This window comes from Streptomyces sp. NPDC002276 (assembly GCF_053891435.1).
Genome location: NZ_JBSFCQ010000009.1, coordinates 84,931 through 104,618 on the forward strand (window position 1 = coordinate 84,931; position 19,688 = coordinate 104,618).

Below are 19,688 nucleotides of genomic sequence, written 5' to 3' on the forward strand. Positions count from 1 at the left end.
GCGCCAGTCCTCCTTAGCCCATATCCCGCACACGCTCCGGCGGAGTTCCCCGGAGCATGCACGAGGGGGCGCCCGTAACGCAATGGTTGCTGCCCCGTACAGGCGGTTTGCACAGGATTCACTTATCCCCGTGTCCACCCGTGGGCTGCCCTACAGTGACCGACGCATCGAACAAGCGTTGAACCCGGCGAACCGCCGCCCCAGGGAGCACGCCATGTCCGGACACCGTACGACCTCCGAGGCACACCCCGGCCCGGACACCGCCACCGATGTGGTCCGCTGGGCGGTCTTCAGCTGTGTCCTCGTCCCCCTGGTCCTCCTCTGGTACGGCACCTCGCTCGCCGGCGCCGCCGGTACGGCCCTCGGTCTCGCGGCCGTCACCGCCGCCTGCCGGGTGCTGCTGCGCCGCTCCGAGCGGGGTACGGCGCGGCTGCTGGACGAGGAGGAGTCCCCGCACCGCGGCCACCGTCACCGGGCCGTGGCGGGGGCGCACCGGGGCGGTCGGCACGCCGGAGGAAGCACACCGGTCGACTGACCGGTTTCCGCGCACGCGCCCGACGCTTTTCAGCCAACTTCCGGTCACCGTGCATCTGTTGCCCGAACCACCCCCCAACCCCGGTTCCACCTGCGCCGAAAGGGTCCTGGAGGCCCTGCGCACCCTACGGGGATTGGCCACTACGACGAGGCGCACTTCCCTGCACGGCCCACGAGTGCAACGCTTCGTGATCGAATGCTTTACGCCAAGTTGCCATGTCGACAATGTGCCGGTTGCAGAACTGGTCACCCCGGCACCACTGGACACAGTAGATTCGATCTTGACGTCTTACGGCGGGGGACTCGTGCAGGACCGAGGGGAAACGTGCTGGAGCGACAAGCCCGACAAGATAGGGGCGCCGCGACCACCGAGGGGGGCTTAGCAGTATGAGCCACGACTCCACTGCCGCGCCGGAAGCCGCGGCCCGGAAGCTTTCCGGGCGACGCCGCAAGGAGATCGTCGCGGTGCTGCTGTTCAGCGGCGGCCCCATCTTCGAGAGTTCCATACCGCTGTCGGTGTTCGGAATCGACCGGCAGGACGCCGGAGTTCCGCGCTACCGCCTGCTGGTGTGCGGTGGAGAAGACGGCCCGCTGCGGACCACCGGCGGACTGGAACTCACCACACCGCACGGCCTGGAGGCGATCTCGCGGGCGGGCACCGTCGTCGTACCGGCCTGGCGGTCGATCACCGCGCCACCGCCGGAGGAGGCGCTCGACGCACTGCGCCGGGCGCACGAAGAGGGGGCCCGCATAGTCGGCCTGTGCACCGGCGCGTTCGTGCTGGCGGCGGCGGGCCTGCTGGACGGCCGTCCCGCGACCACCCACTGGATGTACGCGCCGACGCTGGCCAAGCGCTATCCGTCGGTGCACGTGGATCCGAGGGAACTGTTCGTCGACGACGGAGACGTACTGACGTCCGCCGGTACGGCGGCCGGAATCGATCTCTGTCTCCACATCGTGCGGACGGACCACGGCAACGAGGCGGCCGGCGCGCTCGCCCGGCGCCTGGTGGTCCCACCGCGCCGAAGCGGCGGTCAGGAGCGCTACCTCGATCGGTCTTTACCAGAGGAGATCGGCGCCGACCCGCTCGCGGAGGTCGTCGCCTGGGCGCTGGAACACCTCCACGAACAGTTCGACGTGGAGACGCTGGCGGCACGCGCGTACATGAGCAGGCGTACGTTCGACCGCCGCTTCCGCTCGCTCACCGGGAGCGCTCCCCTGCAATGGCTGATCACGCAGCGGGTGCTCCAGGCACAGCGTCTGCTGGAGACGTCGGACTACTCGGTGGACGAGGTCGCGGGTCGCTGCGGCTTCCGCTCACCGGTGGCGCTGCGCGGTCATTTCCGCCGCCAGCTGGGCTCGTCGCCCGCCGCCTACCGGGCCGCGTACCGCGCCCGCAGGCCCCAGGGCGACAAGCAGCTGGACGGCGACGGCGCCCCGGGCCAGCCCGGCGGCCCGTCGTCCCTGGGCCCGGCGGGCCTGCCGCCCTCGCTCCACCCGGAGGGCCCGGTCCCGATGCAGACCCGTCGTACGGCGGCGAGCGCGCTGTCCGCGGCGGCCTCCTCCGCCTCGGCGGCGGAGAACGGCCGTGAGGCGTACGCCACGAGTCGTACGGCGGCGAGCCTGCCCGGCCAGCGCAGCGCGACCTAGCACCAGAGCACGCCCTCGGGGGTCTCCGTCAGGAGATCTCCGGGGGCTTTCGCGCGCCCCCGCACCACAAGGTCACCGCACGGTTGGCTCAGCTGAGCGACGCGCACCTTAAGGTTAGACACATGAACGATCGCATGGTGTGGATCGACTGCGAGATGACCGGCCTCTCGCTGTCGGATGACGCTCTCATCGAGGTGGCCGCCCTCGTCACCGACTCCGAGCTGAACGTGCTCGGCGAAGGGGTGGACATCGTCATCCGCCCGCCGGACCAGGCGCTGGAGACGATGCCGGACGTAGTACGCCAGATGCACACCGCGTCCGGCCTGCTCGACGAGCTGGCCGGCGGTACGACACTGGCCGACGCGGAGGAACTGGTCCTGGCCTACATCCGGGAGCACGTCAAGGAGCCGGGCAAGGCCCCGCTGTGCGGCAACTCGGTCGGCACCGACCGCGGTTTCATCCTCCGTGACATGCCGACCCTGGAGGAGTACCTGCACTACCGCATCGTGGACGTGTCCTCGGTGAAGGAGCTGGCCCGCCGCTGGTACCCGCGGGCGTACTTCAACAGCCCCGAGAAGAAGGGCAACCACCGCGCCCTCGCCGACATCCGCGAGTCCATCGCCGAGCTGCGCTACTACCGCGAGGCGATCTTCGTCCCGCAGCCCGGCCCCGACTCCGACACCGCCCGCACGATCGCCGCGAAGCACGTCCAGCCCACGCGATAAAGGCGGGCGCGAGCACCCCTTCGGACCCTGTACACTTTTTCTCGGCCGGTCGGAAACTCCCAGAGTGAACGACCGGGCATGGTGGGTGTAGCTCAGCTGGTAGAGCACCTGGTTGTGGTCCAGGAAGTCGCGGGTTCAAGTCCCGTCACTCACCCTGAGTAATCAGCCGGTGACTCCGGAAACGGAGTCACCGGCTGATTCGTTTTCCGGCGTCGAAAGACCCGCCCGGCCGGATCTCGTCCCCCTCAGCACGGCGCACACGGAGAAAACGGCCACATCACGCGGCAGCCCGCCACACCTCCATCACCGCGTTCCGGTGCGCTGCGGGACGATCGTCGGGTGCCGTACCGTCTGACGGAAGGTCCAGGCGCGGTCAAGTGAGGCCTGGGCGGCGGCAGTTGGCCTCCTTCACGAACCGGCGCCCACCGTGCGGAGGTACGACTCGACGGCGGGGACGCGAAGTCACGGGCGGGCAACAGCTTCGCCGAGCGGCCGTTCCCTCATGAAGACGCTCGCGTCACCAACTCCGTTGCCAGTACCGCCTGTCGGCGCTCAAGTTCCCGGGACGTGGCAGGTCGCCGGTCCGCGATCTCTGCCAGCAGGAGGTCGATCATCGCTCGGCCCATTTCCTCTATCGGCTGGCGGACGCTGGTGAGGGGCGGGTCCATGTGGCGGGCGATGGCCGAGTCGTCGTAGCCGACGAGGGCCACGTCGTCGGGGATCACGCGGCCCTCCTCACGGAGGACCTGGCGGGCGCCCGCCGCCATGACGTCCGAGCCGGCGAAGACCGCGTCGACGTCGGGGCGGCGAGCGAGCAGTTCCTTCATCGCGCGGCGGCCACCCTCCTCCGTGAAGTCGCCCGGCTGGATGAGGTGTTCGTCCAGTTCGTGGCCCGCGTCGAGCAGCGCCTCGCGGTAGCCGTCGACGCGGCGCTGGGCGCCGTAGACGTCGAGGCGCCCGGTGATGTGGGCGATGCGGGTGCGGCCCCGGGCGAGCAGGTGTTCCACCGCCGAGCGGGCGCCGCCGTAGTTGTCCGAGTCGACGGAGGTGAGGGTTTCCGCGGCCGAGCGCGGGCCGCTGATCACCGCCGGGATCTCCAACTGCGCGAGCAGGTCCGGGAGTGGGTCGTCCGCGTGGACCGAGACCAGCAGGACGCCGTCCACCCGGTGTGCGGCCAAGTACTGGGCGAGGCGCTGCCGTTCGCGGTCGCTGCCCGCGAAGATCAGGAGCAACTGCATCTCGGTTTCCGAGAGTTCGGCTCCTACGCCCTTGAGCATGTCCGAGAAGTACGGCTCCGCGAAGAAGCGGGTCTCCGGCTCGGGGACGACGAGGGCGATGGCGTCGGTGCGGTTCGCGGCGAGGGCGCGGGCGGCCGTGTTGGGGACGTAGCCCAGCTCCGCCACCGCCGCCTCGACGGCCGCGCGGGTCGCGTCGCTGACTCTTGGCGAACCGTTGATGACCCGGGAGACCGTGCCGCGGCCCACTCCGGCGCGCGCCGCGACCTCCTCCAAGGTCGGCCGGCCGCCGCTCCGGCCCCGCGCTCCGTGGCTTGCCATTGGCTCCGCCTCCTGTAGACCCACCCGTTGGCCTGGAATGTAACAGTCCTGATCAGGGAAGAGGGGCGTGCGGAGCCCCGCCTCCGGCCGAATCCCCGCCTCCCGCTCGGTTAGCTAACAGACGAATAACTGAACGCATCTCTCCGCGTCCGCTCCCTTGACACCCCCGCGCGAACCGACGACTCTTCAACACATCACCGGTGGGAGCGCTCCCACGGTACCTGACACATACACATCCCGCACGTTCCCCGCCCGAGCCGCAGCGTGAACTAACGGGCCCAACAATGCAGTTGGCCGGGGGGTCGGCACGTCAGGCAACAGGAGGACGCAATGCGCACGAGTACCCGACGGTCCCATCGGCTGATGGCCCTCGCGGCCGTCGCCGCCCTGACCACGGGAGTGCTGGCCGGCTGCTCCAGTGACTCGAACGACACCTCGTCGAACTCGACGAGCGGCGGCGACGCCAAGGGCAAGACCACGCTGACCGTCGGCACCTTCGGCGTCTTCGGCTACAAGCAGGCCGGTCTGTACGACGAGTACATGAAGCTCCACCCGAACATCACCATCAAGGAGGACGTCACCACCCGTACCGACGTGTACTGGCCGAAGGTCCTCACCCGGCTCCAGGCCGGTTCGGGCACCGACGACATCCAGGCCATCGAGGTCGGCAACATCACCGAGGCCGTCCAGACGCAGGCCGACAAGTTCGTCGACCTCGGCAAGGACGTCGACAAGTCCCAGTGGCTGCCCTGGAAGAACGCCCAGGCCACCACCAAGGACGGCAAGCAGATCGGGCTCGGCACCGACACCGGCCCGATGGCGATCTGCTACCGCAAGGACCTCTTCAAGAAGGCCGGTCTGCCCACCGACCGCACCCAGCTCGCCGCCCTGTGGAAGGGCGACTGGACGAAGTACGTCAACGTCGGCAAGGACTACATGAAGAAGGCGCCCAAGGGCACCAAGTTCGTGGACTCCGCGTCGTCCGTCTACAACGCGGCCATCGGTGGCGAGAGCCAGCGGTACTACGACAAGGACGGCAACGTCATCTGGGACAAGTCGACCGGTGTGAAGGCGGCTTGGAACGCGGCGATGGAGGTGGCGACCAGCAACATGTCGGCGAAGCTGAAGCAGTTCGACCCGACCTGGGACCAGGGCTTCGCCAACGCCAGCTTCGCCACGGTGGCCTGCCCCGCCTGGATGATGGGCTACATCCAGGAGAAGGCCGGCGCCTCCGGCAGCGGCAACTGGGACGTGGCGGCGGCGCCGACCGCGGCCAACTGGGGCGGTTCCTTCCTCGGTGTTCCGACGGCGACCAAGCACCAGGCCGACGCCGTGGCGCTGGCGAAGTGGCTGACCGCGCCGGAGCAGCAGGAGAAGGTCTTCGCCAAGCAGGCCAGCTTCCCGTCCACCCCGGCGGCGTACCCGAACCTGAAGCCGGCCGCGGCCACGACGACGTACTTCTCGGACGCGCCGATCACCCAGATCTTCTCCGACTCGGCGAAGACGATCCCGGTGCAGACCTTCGGCATCAAGGACCAGCCGATCGGCACCGCGATCACTGACATCGGCATCCTCCAGGTGGAGCAGAAGGGCAAGACCCCGGCCCAGGGATGGAGCGCCGCCACCAAGGAGATCAAGGACGTGCTCGGGCAGTGAGCAGCTCCAAGCAGGCCCTCGCACACCCCGCGCCGGGCTCCGGCGCCGCGCCCGGCAACCAGCCGGGCGCGGCCCGCGGCGCCGGCGGTCGCGGTACGCCGGCGCCCGGCCCGAGTTCGTGGCGGAGCCGGCTGTACCGCTGGGACATGAAGGCGGCGCCGTACGCGTTCATCTCCCCGTTCTTCATCATCTTCGGGGCCTTCGGCCTCATCCCGCTGCTCTACACGGCCTGGTACTCGCTGCACAACGTGCAGTTGTCGTCGCTGGACCACAAGACGTGGGCGGGGCTGGACAATTACCGGAACCTGCTGTCCTCGGACTTCTTCTGGAACGCCCTGAAGAACACGTTCACCATCGGGCTGATCTCCACCGTGCCGCAGCTGTTGATGGCGATCGGGATCGCGCATCTGCTCAACTACCGGCTGCGCGGCTCGACCGTGTGGCGGGTCGTGATGCTCACTCCGTACGCCACCTCGGTGGCCGCGGCGACCCTCGTCTTCACGCTGCTGTACTCGTGGGACGGCGGGATGGTCAACTGGCTGCTGCACTTCGTCGGTGTCGATCCCGTCAACTGGCGTGAATCCACGTGGGGTTCGCAGTTCGCGGTGTCGTCGATCGTGATCTGGCGCTGGACGGGCTACAACGCGCTGATCTACCTGGCGGCCATGCAGGCGATCCCCGGCGACCTCTACGAGTCGGCGGCGATCGACGGCGCCAACCGCTGGCAGCAGTTCCGCCACGTGACGATCCCCCAACTCCGCCCCACCATCCTCTTCACGGTGGTCGTCTCCACCATCGGCGCGACCCAACTCTTCGGCGAGCCCCTGCTGTTCGGCGGGGTGAGCGGTTCGAAGGGCGGCTCCGAGCACCAGTACCAGACGCTCGGTCTGTACATGTACGACCAGGGCTGGATCATCGGCAACCTCGGCAAGGCGTCCGCGATCGCCTGGACGATGTTCCTGATCCTGCTGATCGTCGCCGCGATCAACCTGCTGTTCACCCGACGGCTGAGGAAGTCCCAATGACCACAAGTGAGTTGACGATCCCTCAGGACAAGGTGCCCGTACCGGCGGCACGCACCCCGCGCCGCCGGGTGATGGGCGCGGGCAAGCAGATGCACGCGGGCCCGCTGACCTACGTCGTCCTGGTGGTCTTCGCGCTGGTCTCGCTGGCCCCGCTGGTGTGGACGGCGATCGCGGCCTCGCGGACCAACACGCGGCTCGCGGAGACCCCGCCGCCGGTGTGGTTCGGGGCGAACCTGTTCAAGAACCTCCAGACGGCCTGGGACCAGGCCGGCATGGGGACCGCGATGTTCAACTCCACGGTCGTCGCGGGCTCCATCACCATCGGTACGGTGCTGTTCTCCACGCTCGCGGGCTTCGCCTTCGCCAAGCTGAAGTTCAAGTTCTCCAGCACGCTGCTCCTGCTGACCATCGGCACGATGATGATCCCGCCCCAACTGGCCGTCGTACCGCTGTACTTGTGGATGGCGGACCTGCACTGGTCGAACCACCTCCAGACGGTCATCCTGCCGACGCTGGTCAGCGCGTTCGGTACGTTCTTCATGCGCCAGTACCTCGTGCAGGCGCTGCCGACCGAACTGATCGAGGCGGCGAGGGTGGACGGCGCGAGCAGCCTGCGGGTCGTCTGGCACGTGGTCTTCCCGGCGGCGCGCCCCGCGATGGCGGTGCTGGGCCTCCTGACCTTCGTGATGGCCTGGAACGACTTCCTGTGGCCGATCATCGCCCTCACCCAGCAGAACCCCACCGTCCAGGTCGCCCTGAACTCCCTCGGCACCGGCTACATCCCCGACCAGTCGGTGATCATGGCGGGCGCCCTGCTGGGCACGCTGCCGCTGCTGATCGCGTTCCTGCTCTTCGGCAAGCAGATCGTGGGGGGAATCATGCAGGGCGCGGTCAAGGGCTGACGTACCGATCCGGGGCCGGGCAGCGCCGACTCGGCCCCTTCTCCTCCCCCTCTCCTCCTACTCGTCGGCCTCCACGACCCCCTATGGGAGCGCTTCCATGTCTGAACCCGTTACCGCCGTCACCCCGGTGACCTTTCCTCCCGCCTTCCTCTGGGGCGCCGCGACCTCCGCGTACCAGATCGAGGGGGCGGTGCGGGAGGACGGCCGTACGCCCTCGATCTGGGACACCTTCAGCCATACGCCGGGCCGTACGGCCGGTGGTGAGCACGGTGACATCGCTGTCGACCACTACCACCGCTACCGCGACGACGTGGCGCTGATGGCGGACCTGGGCCTGACGGCGTACCGCTTCTCGGTCTCCTGGTCACGGGTCCAGCCGACCGGCCGGGGCCCGGCGGTCCAGGTGGGCCTGGACTTCTACCGCCGCCTGGTGGACGAGCTGCTGGCGGTCGGCATCAAGCCCGCCCTCACGCTCTACCACTGGGACCTGCCGCAGGAGTTGGAGGACGCGGGCGGCTGGCCGGAGCGCGACACGGCGTACCGCTTCGCCGAGTACGCGCAGATCGTGGGCGAGGCGCTGGGCGACCGGGTGGAGCAGTGGATCACGCTCAACGAGCCGTGGTGCAGCGCGTTCCTGGGCTACGGCTCGGGGGTGCACGCGCCGGGCCGCACGGACGCGGCGGCGTCGCTACGAGCGGCCCACCACCTCAACTTGGCGCACGGGCTGGCCACTTCGGCCCTACGCTCCGCGATCCCGACCCGCAACTCGATCGCGGTGAGCCTCAACTCGTCGGTGGTCAGGCCCGCTTCACAGTCCCCGGCGGACCTGGCGGCGGCCCGCAAAATCGACGACCTGGCCAACGGGGTGTTCCACGGACCGATGCTGCACGGTGCGTATCCGCAGTCGTTGTTCGAGGCGACGAGGTCGATCACGGACTGGTCATACATCCAGGACAACGACCTGACGCTGATCCACCAGCCGCTGGACGCACTGGGGTTGAACTACTACACGCCGACGCTGGTGGAGGCCGCCGCCTCGACTTCGGCGGGCCCACGGGCGGACGGCCACGGCGTCAGCGCGCACTCCCCCTGGCCGGGCGCGGACGACGTGGCGTTCCTCCAAACTCCGGGCGAGCGCACGGAGATGGGCTGGACGATCGACCCGACGGGCCTCTACGACCTGATCACGCGCTACACGAGGGAGGCCCCGGGCCTCCCGCTCTACATCACGGAAAACGGCGCGGCCTACGACGACAAGCCGGACCCCGAGGGCCGCGTGCACGACCCGGAACGGATCGCGTACCTCCACGGCCACTTGTCGGCGGTACGGCGCGCGATCGCGGACGGCGCGGATGTGCGGGGTTATTACCTGTGGTCCCTGATGGACAACTTCGAGTGGGCGTACGGCTACGGGAAGCGGTTCGGGGCGGTGTACGTGGACTACGCGACGCTGGCCCGCACGCCGAAGTCGAGTGCGAGGTGGTACGGGGAGGCGGCGCGGACGGGCGTACTACCGACAGTGGGGGGCGCCTGACCGACGGGGGACACCGGGGGACGGGGCGCGGCACGCCTAGGGGACGTGCCGCGCCCCGGCCGGGTTTTCGGGGCCTGGGGTTCCTCGCCCATGTCATCGGTTCCCCAGCTCGAACCAGGTCGCCTTCCCCCGGCCGGGCCCGTGCGCGCACACGCCCCAGGCGTCGGCGCCGTAGGCGATGAGCTGCATGCCGCGGCCGTCCTCGTCGGTGGGGGTGGCGGTACGGCAGGCAGGGAGGCCCGGGGCTTCGTCGTGGACGAGGACGCGGAAGCTGTGGGGGTTGGACCAACCTGCGTAGAGAGTTACGGGGGTTAGGTTGCCCTCCAGCTTGCAGGCGTTGACGGCGTTGGTGACTGCTTCCGAGGTCAACAGCAGGGCCGGGTCCGTGAGTTCGGGGTGGTCGGATGTGGCGAGGAGGGTGCGGACCGTTTCGCGGGCGGTGCGGACCCAGGCGGGGTGGGGCGGGAAGACGAGGGAGACGTTGGTGGGGGGTGAGGGGGCGTCGACCATCGGGGGTGCTCCTTCAGCGTGGGGTGCCGCTCACGCGGTGACCAGGTCCGGATCCTCATTGCCAAGTGGCTTGAGGGCGGGGGTACTTCCGGGTGGCGCCGTTGCCTTCGACGGTAGGGAACCCGTTCTCAGAGTTGCAACCGTTTCCCTTTCGCTTCACCCTCGCGAGTGACTACCGAACTACCTTGTGACCCACGGGAGTTCAGCTGTGCAGACTGCCCGGAGGAGGTCACTCATGCCACCCAGGAACAACCCCAGCGAGCGTCAGCGGCGGCTCGGGCTGGAACTCCGCAAGCTGCGCAACCGTGCCGGACTGTCCGGTGACCGGGCCGGCGAACTGCTCGACGCCGACCGCACCCGGATCAGCAACATCGAGGCGGGTCGCATCGACGTATCCCGCAACCGGCTCTACAAGCTGCTGCGCGAATACGGCTGCCCGCCCGGCCCTCTGTTCGACGGGATCATGGCGATGGCCCAGGAGAGCGGCAAGGGGTGGTGGGACGAGTTCAACGACACCATCGGCCCTGCGGCCCGGAACCTGGCCGAGCTGGAATCCCGGTCGACAGTGCTGCGCACCCACAACCCCCTCGTAATCCCTGGGATGTTGCAGACCGACGAGTACGCCCGAGCCGTACTGGCCGCCACCGAGTCAGCCCCTCAACACGCCGACCGTTACGCCGAGTTCCGCCTGGCCCGTCAGCGCGTACTGACCGGCCCCGCACCCGTCACGTACCGCGCCGTCATCCACGAGTCCGCACTCCACACACGGGTGGGCGGCCCTGCCGTCATGCGCAGGCAACTGGTCCGGCTGATGGAGGTCTCCCGGCTGCCCCACGTGACCGTTCAGGTCTATCCGTTCGAAGCCGGCGTCTACTCCGCGCACACCCGCTCCTTCGTCCTCTTCGGCGGCGGGGCCCTCGAACTCGACACGGTCTACCTGGAGCATCCGACCACCTCCCTCTTCCTGCGGGATGGAGAGCAACTCGACGAGTACGCCAAGATGTTCGAGCGACTCTCGGAGCTGGCGCTGGCGCCGGTCGACCCGGAATCGGCGCCGGAGTCGCACGAGTCACGCGACTCGCTGAGCCTGATCCAGCACGTCATGTACGCCCTGTGAGAGGACCCGCCATGCCCCACCTCGTCTGGCAGAAGTCGTCGTTCAGCACCGGCGGCGAGGGCGAGTGCGTGGAGCTGGCGGCAGAGGAGACCGGCCCCCACATCCACCTCCGCGAGAGCGACCGGCCCCACCACATCGCCACGCTCCCGCCCCACACCCTCGCCGCCCTCCTGCACGCGGTGAAGTCCCTCCCTGCCTTGCCAAGTCCGTGACGGTCACCTTGGACCAGGAGCCGATCACCGTCGAGCAGTTCGTCACGGTCACCCGGCACGCGCGGTGATGGAGCGCTTCCTCAACGAGAACCGCCTCGTCTACAGCGTCACCACCGGCTTGGACGACAACGTCACGACGGTGATCGATCCAGCCGACGCCGAGCAGTTTCAGCGCAAAATCGTGCGCTCGCACGCCGGCTGCACCGAACCCGTACGTCTGACCGGCCACACCTTCACCATCGGCACCACAACCGGTGAGGCGCTGCGCTCCTACTCCACCTCCGGCGAGCCCACGGGCAGCCTGCTCACCGCGTGCGACGACCGCCGCGCCTCCCGCCGCCCGGCCTGCTCTCGCCGCTACGCCGGCGACACCCACCGCCTCATCCGTGCGTGCCTGTCCGGCGGCAAGAACGTCCCCGACACCGTCCACCCACCCCAGCGTCTTCGCCGCTCTCACCGCCCCCCTCCACAACCGCCCCACCGAAATCGGCATCGGCGGCATCCGTCCCTGTCAATGCCGCAAACTCCACGACCCCGCTGACCCGCTGCCGGGTACACCACTGAATCCGGCAACGTACGACTACGCGAGGGCGGTGTTGTTCAACGCCCACGCCTCCGCGCTGTGGGCCCGCTTCACCACCTAGCTGCGCCGGGAAATCGCCGCCTTCGGAACCCGACGCCGAACTGACCGATCAGGCCGTGTCCGCTGAAATGGTTTCGGCGCTTCCTGCTGCCGAGGACTGACTCTACGGAACAGCACTGTCCGATTCATCGCCGCATTCGTGATAGACGTACTGATCGATGTCGAGCGATGCCCTGGCCGTACTCATCCAGGCCAGCAGGTCGGTCCCCAGGAAGATGCCTTTCTGCTGTGGGTCGTCGAGATCTCTGATCTCCTGAACGATCTCCAGAGAGACAACGGCCTCCCCGGAGTCGGCGAGTCGCCCGAGGGCACCGGCAAGATCCCGCCCCCACCCGACGACCACCGGCTCCAGATCCTCTGGCCTCGCGCAGCCTTCCGCCGCCCCGACGCGTCGGATCCAGGTCGCGTGCGACCGAGGAGGCGACTGCGGGTGCTTGCGACTTCCAATCGATGCCGACTCGTCGGGCTCCGCTCCAAGTCTCTTGGAGATTTCCTCCGGCTGCAAAGACTCGCTGACCACCCTGAGATACATGCGAAATGCGCTCATGGCACGTACCTGTAATTCGTCGGAACCAAGATTTTTCCATCCTTGCTTACGAGGATGATCCTGCTGTCGCCATCGCGCATCGCATCGAATCTCGACACATTGTTCTTTCCAACCCAGTCGGCCTTGAACCCGTGCGGGTCCTCATCGACACTCTTGAGGGCCTTCTCAAGCTGCTTCTCCCTGATCTTGACCAACGAGCCGCGATCGATGGCCTCCGCCTCAGGAACTGCTCCGGACATAAAGTCACACGAAGTGTTGTGAACCAGGACCGGAGTCTGACCCGCCAGCACATAGTACGTATGCAGTTGCTGAACGGTGAGGTTCCATCGGTCGGCGGTGCCTGGTGTGGGCCGGGCGGCAAGGACGAACGCATGGTTGTCCGTGGCCGTGTTGAGAGCGTCGCCCTTGCGGAGTTTGCCCGCGGGCACCCACCTGTGGGTGCTGTCGTCCCAGAAGGGGTGGTTGGCGGTGGTGTGGAGGGTGGCGGTGTGGCCGTCCTCGGTGCGGATGGTGACGTCCACCAGGTCGTGGTCGTGGTTGATCCACACGTGTTGGACCGTGCGCGCGCCTTGATGCTTGCCGGTCTTGGGGTCGGCCGCCTCGACCTTGTCGCCGGCCTTGATCTTGCCGATGGGTTTGGTTTTGCCGTCCTCCATGAGGACCGGCGTTTCCGGAGCAAAGCTGCAGGGTTCGTCCCTGACTTGTTCTTCTCCCCCTTCTCCTCCCCCTTCTCCTTCTCGGGTCAGCCCTTCGCCGGCCAGTGCTCCGGTGGCCAGGTCGCCGAGGGATTGGCACAGGCTGGACGCCTCGCAGGGATTGATGGAGATGTCCTTGACGGCTGACCAGTTGTCGTAGTGGTCCCGGAAGCCCTGGCACGCGCTCGTCCATTGCAGATCATCGCCGCACCGGTCCCGGAGAAACACCTCGACGTTCATCTCGTAGGACAGGTCCGAGCGGTACGACCCCCAGTTGACCATCTGGTTGACCGACGGGTACGGGTGGGCGGTGTTGAATTCCTTCAGGAGTTTCTTCGACGGAAGGGCGGGGTCCTTGCTCGTCGTGCCGCCCGCGCGGCTGCCGTCGGGGTTCCTGTTGCTGCCCCCGGTGGAAGTGCTGGGGCCGTGCGGCTGGCCGTCGGCGCTACAGAAGGGCGGGCACTGCTTGTTCCCGCCGTCGCTGCTCGACGCGCTCCCGCCACCGTCCCCCTCAAGCATGAGGCCGGTGGGATCGCTGTTGGAGACCGGGTTGTTGTCGGCGTAGGTGTAGCCGTTGAGGGACTGGGCGTCCGACGTCGACAGGACCGGGTCGACGCTGAGGAAGCGGCCGGTGGTCGGGTCGTACTCTCGGGCGCCGATCTGGGTCAGGCCCGTCGTGGCGTCGGTGGTGGCGCCCAGGAACGCCTTGTCGTCCGGCCAGGTGCCCGTGCCGCCCGAGCGCGGGGCGCCGAACGGGGTCAGGTAGCGCTTGGTGACCGCCTGGGTCGTCGCGTCGACGGTCAGGCTGCTGGTGCCGTGCTGGTCGCCGACGAGCCAACTCAGGGTCTGGGTACCGGACTTGTTGGTGCGCAGGGCGACGGTCTGGCCGTCGGCGCTGTAGTACCGCTGCGCCCAGTACTTGGCCGTCGACGTGGACGTGTCGAGGTGGACCTCGGTGCCGTCGTCCAGGTAGAGGACGCTCTCGCCGCTCGCGTTGCGGCGGATCAGCAGGGTGCCGTCGGCGTCGTAGATCTGGCTGGTGGTGCTCTTGGTGGTGCCGGTGCTGGACTTCTCGGTGAGGGTGTCGAGTTGGCCCTCGGGGGTCCAGGTGAGGCCCTGGGTGTCGGTGCCGTTGGGGCGGGTCGTGGTGTCGCCGGTGGCGTCGTAGACGTAGGTGGCGGTGACACCCGCGCAGGCGGACAGCGTGGTGGCGGTCAGCGCGTGGGGATGGGTGGCGTTGCCGTAGCAGTAGTTCTTGGTGCTGTCGCCGGTTGACGTGTGGGTCTTCTCCGTCGAGCGCAGGCCGTTGTCCGTGTAGCTGTACGAGGTCCAGTAGGGGGATGCGCCGCCGAGGTTCGCAGTGGTGCGGCCGGTGGCCGAGCAGTCGGCCGTGGCGGGGGTCCAGGCCTCGGTCAGGCGTTGGTGGCCGTCGTAGGTGAAGCACTCGTAGTCGGCCGCGGTGGTGCCGCCGAGGGTGGTGGGGTCGGTGACGGAGGTGACGTCGCCCGCGTCGTCGTAGGCGTAATTCAGTTCCTGGAGTTCGTAGTTGTGGGTCTGGTCGGTGACGGCCGACTGCTTGAGGCGGTCGGTGCCCTCCTCCCAGATGTTGGTGATGTAGGCCTTCTTCGTGCCGGCCGCCGCGGAGGTGCCCAGGGTGAACTGGTCGATCTGGCCGATGGCGGAGTAACCGGCCCCGAGGAGGTAGCTGCTGGTGCCGCTGACCGCGGTGGGCAGGCCGACCTCGTCGTAGTCGGTGCTGACGGTCTCCGCGGCCAGGCCGCCGGCGGCGGGTTCTGAGATGTACTGCTGGGTTCCGCTGAGGTTGTAGTGCGTCGAGACACTCGTCGTGGCCGCGATCGCTCCCGCACTGACCATCGGGTCGTTGGACGGCAGGACGAGTTGCGTGGTCGTGGGCCGGTCCAGGGTGTCGTAAGCGGTGACCTTCTTGGTGTAGGCCGTCCCGGACAGCCCGCCCACATAGCTGGTCGCCGAGTCCAACTGGCCCTTGAGCAGGGTGTCGTAGGCCCAGTGGGCGAGCTTGTTCGCGTCGGTCTTCGACGTCTGCCACTCGTCGGTCTTGCGGCCCAGTACGTCATAGCCGTACAGGAGCGTCGAGTTGCGCGCGTCGGTGGTGGTCGCGACCTGGTCCAGGTCCGTGTACGAGGTGGTGGTCTTCCCCTCGTCCGGGTCCGTCGCCGTGAGCTGGCGGCCGAACAGGTCATAGGTGTATGTCCACTTGGCGCTGTCCGGGCCAGTGACGGTGTCGGGCTTGCCGTCGCGGGTGTAGCCGTACTTCGTCTTGGTGGAGGCGGCGCCGACGCCCGCGCCGTAGTCGGTGTCGGCCGGGTCGGTGCCCGCGTAGTCACGGCGCTCGGTGGTGCGGCCGAAGACGTCGGTGACGGTGCGCGCGGCGGAACCGCCCGCCGCGGCGGTGGTGGCGGTGGAGTCACCGGTGTAACTGGTGGTCGTGGACCACTTCTTGGCACCGTAGACATACAGCGTTCTGGTGGTCGCGCGCTCGGCTCCGTCGAAGACGGTGTCGCTCTGCTTGGGCGCGCCGCCGGACACGGCCTGCGCGTACCCGCCGTTGGGGGTGGCTCCGGAGTCGAAGAGGTCGGCGTAGGTCTCGTAGGCCAGGCCTCGGGTGTCGTAGCGGGTGTCCGTCAGCAACCGGCCGCCGTTCGCGGACGGGGTCTGGGTCTGGAGCGGTCGCAGCAGCGAGTCGTAGATCGTGTAGCTGGTGTTGTAGACGCCGTCGCCGCGGATGGACGAGGTGGAGGCCCATGGTGCGGCGCTGTTGGTGACGGAGTAGGCGTACGTGTAGTTGGGGCCGTACTCGTCGGCGCGGGAGCGGTTGGGCAGCCAGACGGCCGTCACCCGGCCCAGGGCGTCATAGGTCGACTCGGTCAGTTTGAGGTTGACGTCGTAGGACTGGAGCGTCGCACCGGTCGCGTAGTCCAGGTAGCTGATGCTCTTCTGGCTCTTGGCGTTGGTGGTCGTGGTCTTGGTGAGCGGGCCCGTCGTCGTCGGGGTGTAGGCGGTGGTCGTCACGTCGCCCAGCGCGTCCGTCGCGGTCAGCGGGCGGCCCAGGGTGTCGTACGTGCCCTTGGTGACCGTCTGCCAGGAGGTCGGGTACCGCTCGCCACTGGTGACCGTCGCCGGGTAGGCGGAAGCGCGGCCGGTCCAGGTGATGTCGCCCAGGGTCGGTGTCTGCGAGGCCGTCCAGGCCGTCGCGGCGGTGGTGTCGTAGACCATGGCCGTGTCGGAGAGCACGTCCCCGCGGCTGGCGGACGAGGTGGGCAGGCTCAGATCGGCCTCGGCGGTGGTGCAGGCGCGGCCGACCACCCGGGTGCGGGAGACCAGGGCATTGATGCCGAGGGTGTCGTTGCGGGCGTACCAGGTCCGGGTGCAGGTCTCGTCGCCCGTGACGGCCGTGTCGCCCGCGTCGTAGACCGCGCTGGGCATGCCGTAGTCGTCGTACGAGGTCGTCGTGGAGCGGGTCCGCCAAGCGGCTGCGGCCGTCAGGTAGGTCGAGGTCTGGGTCCGGTAGGTGCGGATGAAGTAGGCCTCGATATGGGCGTACGACTTCTGCTGGCTGGCGGTCAGTTGGGACCCGGGGTCGTTGACCGTGACGGCCACGGGGGTCGAGCCGTTGTAGGTGATCTGTTCGCGGGTGAAGCCCGAGAAGCGGTCGCTGTCGGTCTGGTCGGGGACGGTCAGGCCGGTGAAGCCGACGCCCGGGACGGAGACCGAGCGGGTCGTGCCGTTCTTCTGTTTGTCGCCGTCCATGCCCTGGAGGTAGACGGACACGGTCTTGGACTGGGTGCCGCCGGCCGCGCCCTTGATGGAGGTGACCGTGCGGTAGCCGCGCCAGTCGGACCAGGTGCGCTCGTCGGCCGGAGTGAACGGGTCGTCGGAGTGGTGCCAGGCCGGGCCCGCGTAGCTGTAGTGGTTCTCCGTGGTCAGGCCGTGCCCGGTGGGGTCGGAGGTGATGACGTCCAGCACGCGGTACTTGTTGAACCAGTCCAGGGTGGCTTCGGTGGCGCCGTTCTTGTGCCAGTAGATCGGGTAACAGCTCATCGTGTCGTTGTCCTCGGACGACGGCATGTTCGAGCCCGCCACGCACTCCGGGTCGGAGAGCGTCACGTTGGTGATCGCGCCGGTCTCGGACGTGATCATCGTGATACGGGGCCGGTTCAGCGGCAGGACGTCGTCGTCCTGCGCGTCGACCCGGTTGGGCCGCATCTGGTACTGGAAGGTCACCGGGTCCAGGACGATCGCGGTGCCGTTCCTCCCGGTGTGCCGGACGCTCGACAGGGTGAGGGTCTTGTCGGCGCCCTTCCCGATGTCACCGGGATCCAGGAAGGTCTGGGCGAGCGCCCAGGAGTCAACTGGCGTGTAACGACTGTCAGTTGCCGACCAGGCGTCGGTCTCGACACTGGTCAGCCGCTTGCGGGTGAAGAACGACGGGCCGCTCGCGTCGCAGTCCGCTCCGGACGCGCAGATGGCGTCGAAGGGTACGTCGGGCCAGCTGGACGCCGTCGAGGACGTCAGCGAGGAGCAGTCGGACGCGGTGCACCGCTCGTCGTAGTCGAAGGTGACCTCGTCCGAGGCGGTGCCGGTGAACAGTGTGTCCTTGTTCTGGCCGTAGAGGATCTTGCTGAGGTAACCGCCCCGCGTGTACTGGGCGGTGCCGGTGGTCGCGCCGTTCTTGGCGTAGTAGTTGGTCTCGGGCGTGTACCAGAACGTCATCGCGTTGCCGTGCGGGTCGAAGACGTAGTCCAGGTTCCAGCGCCAGGCCTGGTTCAGCGCGCGACCGGAGAACGAGGTTCCGTCGGCATATCCCGGCTCACCGGAGTCGTCCCCGAACACCGGTACCGTCCATACCGAGTTGGTGCGCTGGGTGCCCGCGCCGTCCAGCTTGTTCTTGCCGAAGACGTACTGCGTGCCGTCGCCCGTGGTGACCGTCCAGTACTCGCCCGCGCCGTCGACACCGGCGTCGCCCTCGTCGCCGTTGTCGGCACCGACGCTGTGGGTGACCGTGGAGGCGTCGTCGTCCTTGAGATGCCAGACGCCCTTGGTGTCGTCCTTGACCAGCTCGGTCGACTTGCCGTTCAGCACCAGCGAGGCGTTGTCGTACTTCCAGCACGCGTCGTACTTGCCGTCCTGGCCGTCGTCGTCGCACGAGCCGTAGGACCGCTCGACATAGGAGGACCCCACGTCCTCAAAGCCCTCACCGACCTGCGTCCCCTGATTGTTCGTCGACGCCGTCCTGCCGTCCACGCTCCCCGAGTCGTACGACAGCGAGAGGTCGGGGGCCGGGCCCGCGGCGGACGGCGGAGTGGTCATGGGATACGACCAGGAGAACGCGCCCGACGCGCTGCCCGCCTCCCAACTGGACGACGCCGAAAGCTTGCTGGCCGCGTAATTGCCGGAGCCCGAGGCCGATTCCCCAGTGGCGGCGGTCGCAGCCAGCACGGTCGCCGAGGCAGTCGTGGCGGCGGCCGACAGGGAGGCCTGCGAGGTCCGGCCCGTGTCACCGGCCTCTCCCAGACCGACCTTTGCCGTCAGGGTCTGTCCGCCGGTGTCGTTGCGCGAGTCGAGCGGGGTCTGGATCCGGCAGGCGGCCTTCCGCGGAGTGGTCAGCGCGCACGCGGGGAGTCGGACCAGGCGCAGCCGGCCCGCCCAGTCACCGCCGTAGGCCGCCGCGAACTCCGAGTAGTCGACGGTCAGTTGGGCGGAACCGGGGTCGGTGGCCGAAGCGGTCAGCAGCACGCCCTTGACGCCGGCGTCCTTCGCCTGCCGCTGCCCGAGGACCCGCACCTGGACCTGGCCGGTCGCGGTGCCGGTCCCCTTGGCCGGGGCGACCGTGACCGGGAGTCCGCCAGCCGTCAGCTTCGTCGTCGTGCCCCGCGCGGGGATCTGTCCGGTCGTGGTGGCGGCGGTGGGCCAGGCGATGTGCTGTGGAGTGCGTGCCCGCTTCGCCTGGGCCGCGTTGACCGCCTTGGCTCTCGCGACCTGGGCGCGGGCCTGCTTCGCACCCAGGTCGGTGCGCGTCCGTACCTTGTCGACCCGCTGCGCGGGCACAACAGGCTTGCCCAGACCGCCGGTTGCGGCCTCGGCCGCCGGAACTCCCAGGCCCAGCGAGGCGACCAGGGTCATCGACAGCGCGGCGACCACCGGGGTCCGGCCGAGACGGCCGTCCCGCCCCGGTGCCTGGGCACGCCGTGCCTGCGCACGCCGTGGCGTCAACACACCACGGAGCAGGGTGCTGCGGATCCAGCGGGCTTTCATGCCGGAACTCATGACGGGACCTCCATGCGAGCAAGCCGAATGGGACGACACATGCCGGGTACGCGTCCCGGGACCGCCGTGCGGGTCA

General features: G+C 68.6%; 13 protein-coding genes, 1 tRNA gene and 1 pseudogene. 11 read left to right on the plus strand and 4 right to left on the minus strand.

Annotated features, from left to right (window positions below):
- Positions 1–214: 214 nt before the first annotated feature.
- From ACWIHT_RS23415 to ACWIHT_RS23430, 4 genes are all read left to right on the plus strand, one after another.
- On the plus strand, positions 215–535 hold the full coding sequence (locus ACWIHT_RS23415) for a hypothetical protein (RefSeq protein ID WP_456170136.1): 321 nt from the start codon (positions 215–217) through the stop codon (positions 533–535).
- A 386-nt stretch (positions 536–921) separates the two neighbouring features.
- Positions 922–2,184, plus strand: coding sequence for a helix-turn-helix domain-containing protein (locus tag ACWIHT_RS23420; protein ID WP_456170137.1), 1,263 nt, complete (start codon positions 922–924; stop codon positions 2,182–2,184).
- A 122-nt stretch (positions 2,185–2,306) separates the two neighbouring features.
- Complete coding sequence (orn, locus tag ACWIHT_RS23425; RefSeq protein WP_456170139.1) at positions 2,307–2,909, plus strand: oligoribonuclease; 603 nt, start codon at positions 2,307–2,309, stop codon at positions 2,907–2,909.
- Between the two features lie 81 nt (positions 2,910–2,990).
- Positions 2,991–3,063: transfer RNA gene (locus ACWIHT_RS23430), tRNA-His, on the plus strand.
- Between the two features lie 346 nt (positions 3,064–3,409).
- Here ACWIHT_RS23430 and ACWIHT_RS23435 read toward each other — a convergent pair.
- Complete coding sequence (locus tag ACWIHT_RS23435) at positions 3,410–4,465, minus strand: LacI family DNA-binding transcriptional regulator (protein ID WP_456170140.1); 1,056 nt, start codon at positions 4,463–4,465, stop codon at positions 3,410–3,412.
- A gap of 330 nt (positions 4,466–4,795) precedes the next feature.
- Between ACWIHT_RS23435 and ACWIHT_RS23440 the strand changes: the two genes are divergently transcribed.
- The 4 genes from ACWIHT_RS23440 to ACWIHT_RS23455 all read left to right on the plus strand — a co-directional run bounded on the left by ACWIHT_RS23440 (position 4,796) and on the right by ACWIHT_RS23455 (position 9,582).
- Entirely contained in the window at positions 4,796–6,121 is a 1,326-nt protein-coding gene (locus ACWIHT_RS23440) for an ABC transporter substrate-binding protein (protein WP_456170142.1), read from the plus strand.
- Entirely contained in the window at positions 6,118–7,146 is a 1,029-nt protein-coding gene (locus tag ACWIHT_RS23445; protein WP_456170144.1) for a carbohydrate ABC transporter permease, read from the plus strand. Before ACWIHT_RS23440 ends, ACWIHT_RS23445 begins: the two co-directional genes overlap by 4 nt.
- A complete protein-coding gene (locus tag ACWIHT_RS23450; protein WP_456170145.1) occupies positions 7,143–8,048 on the plus strand; it encodes a carbohydrate ABC transporter permease in 906 nt (301 codons plus the stop codon). The genes ACWIHT_RS23445 and ACWIHT_RS23450 overlap by 4 nt, the downstream gene beginning before the upstream one ends.
- A 97-nt stretch (positions 8,049–8,145) precedes the next feature.
- Positions 8,146–9,582 (plus strand): GH1 family beta-glucosidase, encoded by a 1,437-nt coding sequence (locus tag ACWIHT_RS23455; RefSeq protein ID WP_456170146.1) that lies wholly within the window; start codon positions 8,146–8,148, stop codon positions 9,580–9,582.
- Positions 9,583–9,675: 93 nt separating this feature from the next.
- Here ACWIHT_RS23455 and ACWIHT_RS23460 read toward each other — a convergent pair whose 3' ends face one another.
- On the minus strand, positions 9,676–10,092 hold the full coding sequence (locus ACWIHT_RS23460) for an ATP-binding protein (RefSeq protein WP_456170148.1): 417 nt from the start codon (positions 10,090–10,092) through the stop codon (positions 9,676–9,678).
- A 235-nt stretch (positions 10,093–10,327) separates the two neighbouring features.
- Between ACWIHT_RS23460 and ACWIHT_RS23465 the strand changes: the two genes are divergently transcribed.
- The 3 genes and pseudogenes from ACWIHT_RS23465 to ACWIHT_RS23475 all read left to right on the plus strand — a co-directional run bounded on the left by ACWIHT_RS23465 (position 10,328) and on the right by ACWIHT_RS23475 (position 12,065).
- Positions 10,328–11,209 carry a helix-turn-helix domain-containing protein gene (locus ACWIHT_RS23465; protein WP_456170149.1) on the plus strand — a complete coding sequence of 294 codons (882 nt, stop codon included), beginning with the start codon at positions 10,328–10,330 and terminating at the stop codon, positions 11,207–11,209.
- An 11-nt stretch (positions 11,210–11,220) separates the two neighbouring features.
- Positions 11,221–11,421 (plus strand): DUF397 domain-containing protein, encoded by a 201-nt coding sequence (locus ACWIHT_RS23470; RefSeq protein ID WP_456170151.1) that lies wholly within the window; start codon positions 11,221–11,223, stop codon positions 11,419–11,421.
- 67 nt (positions 11,422–11,488) lie between these two features.
- A pseudogene (locus tag ACWIHT_RS23475) lies at positions 11,489–12,065 on the plus strand (replication initiator).
- Positions 12,066–12,167: 102 nt separating this feature from the next.
- On the opposite strand, the gene ACWIHT_RS23480 reads toward ACWIHT_RS23475, so the two are convergent.
- Complete coding sequence (locus ACWIHT_RS23480) at positions 12,168–12,611, minus strand: DUF4279 domain-containing protein (RefSeq protein ID WP_456170152.1); 444 nt, start codon at positions 12,609–12,611, stop codon at positions 12,168–12,170.
- Entirely contained in the window at positions 12,608–19,612 is a 7,005-nt protein-coding gene (locus ACWIHT_RS23485) for an RHS repeat-associated core domain-containing protein (protein WP_456170153.1), read from the minus strand. The genes ACWIHT_RS23480 and ACWIHT_RS23485 overlap by 4 nt, the downstream gene beginning before the upstream one ends.
- Between the last annotated feature and the right edge of the window lie 76 nt (positions 19,613–19,688).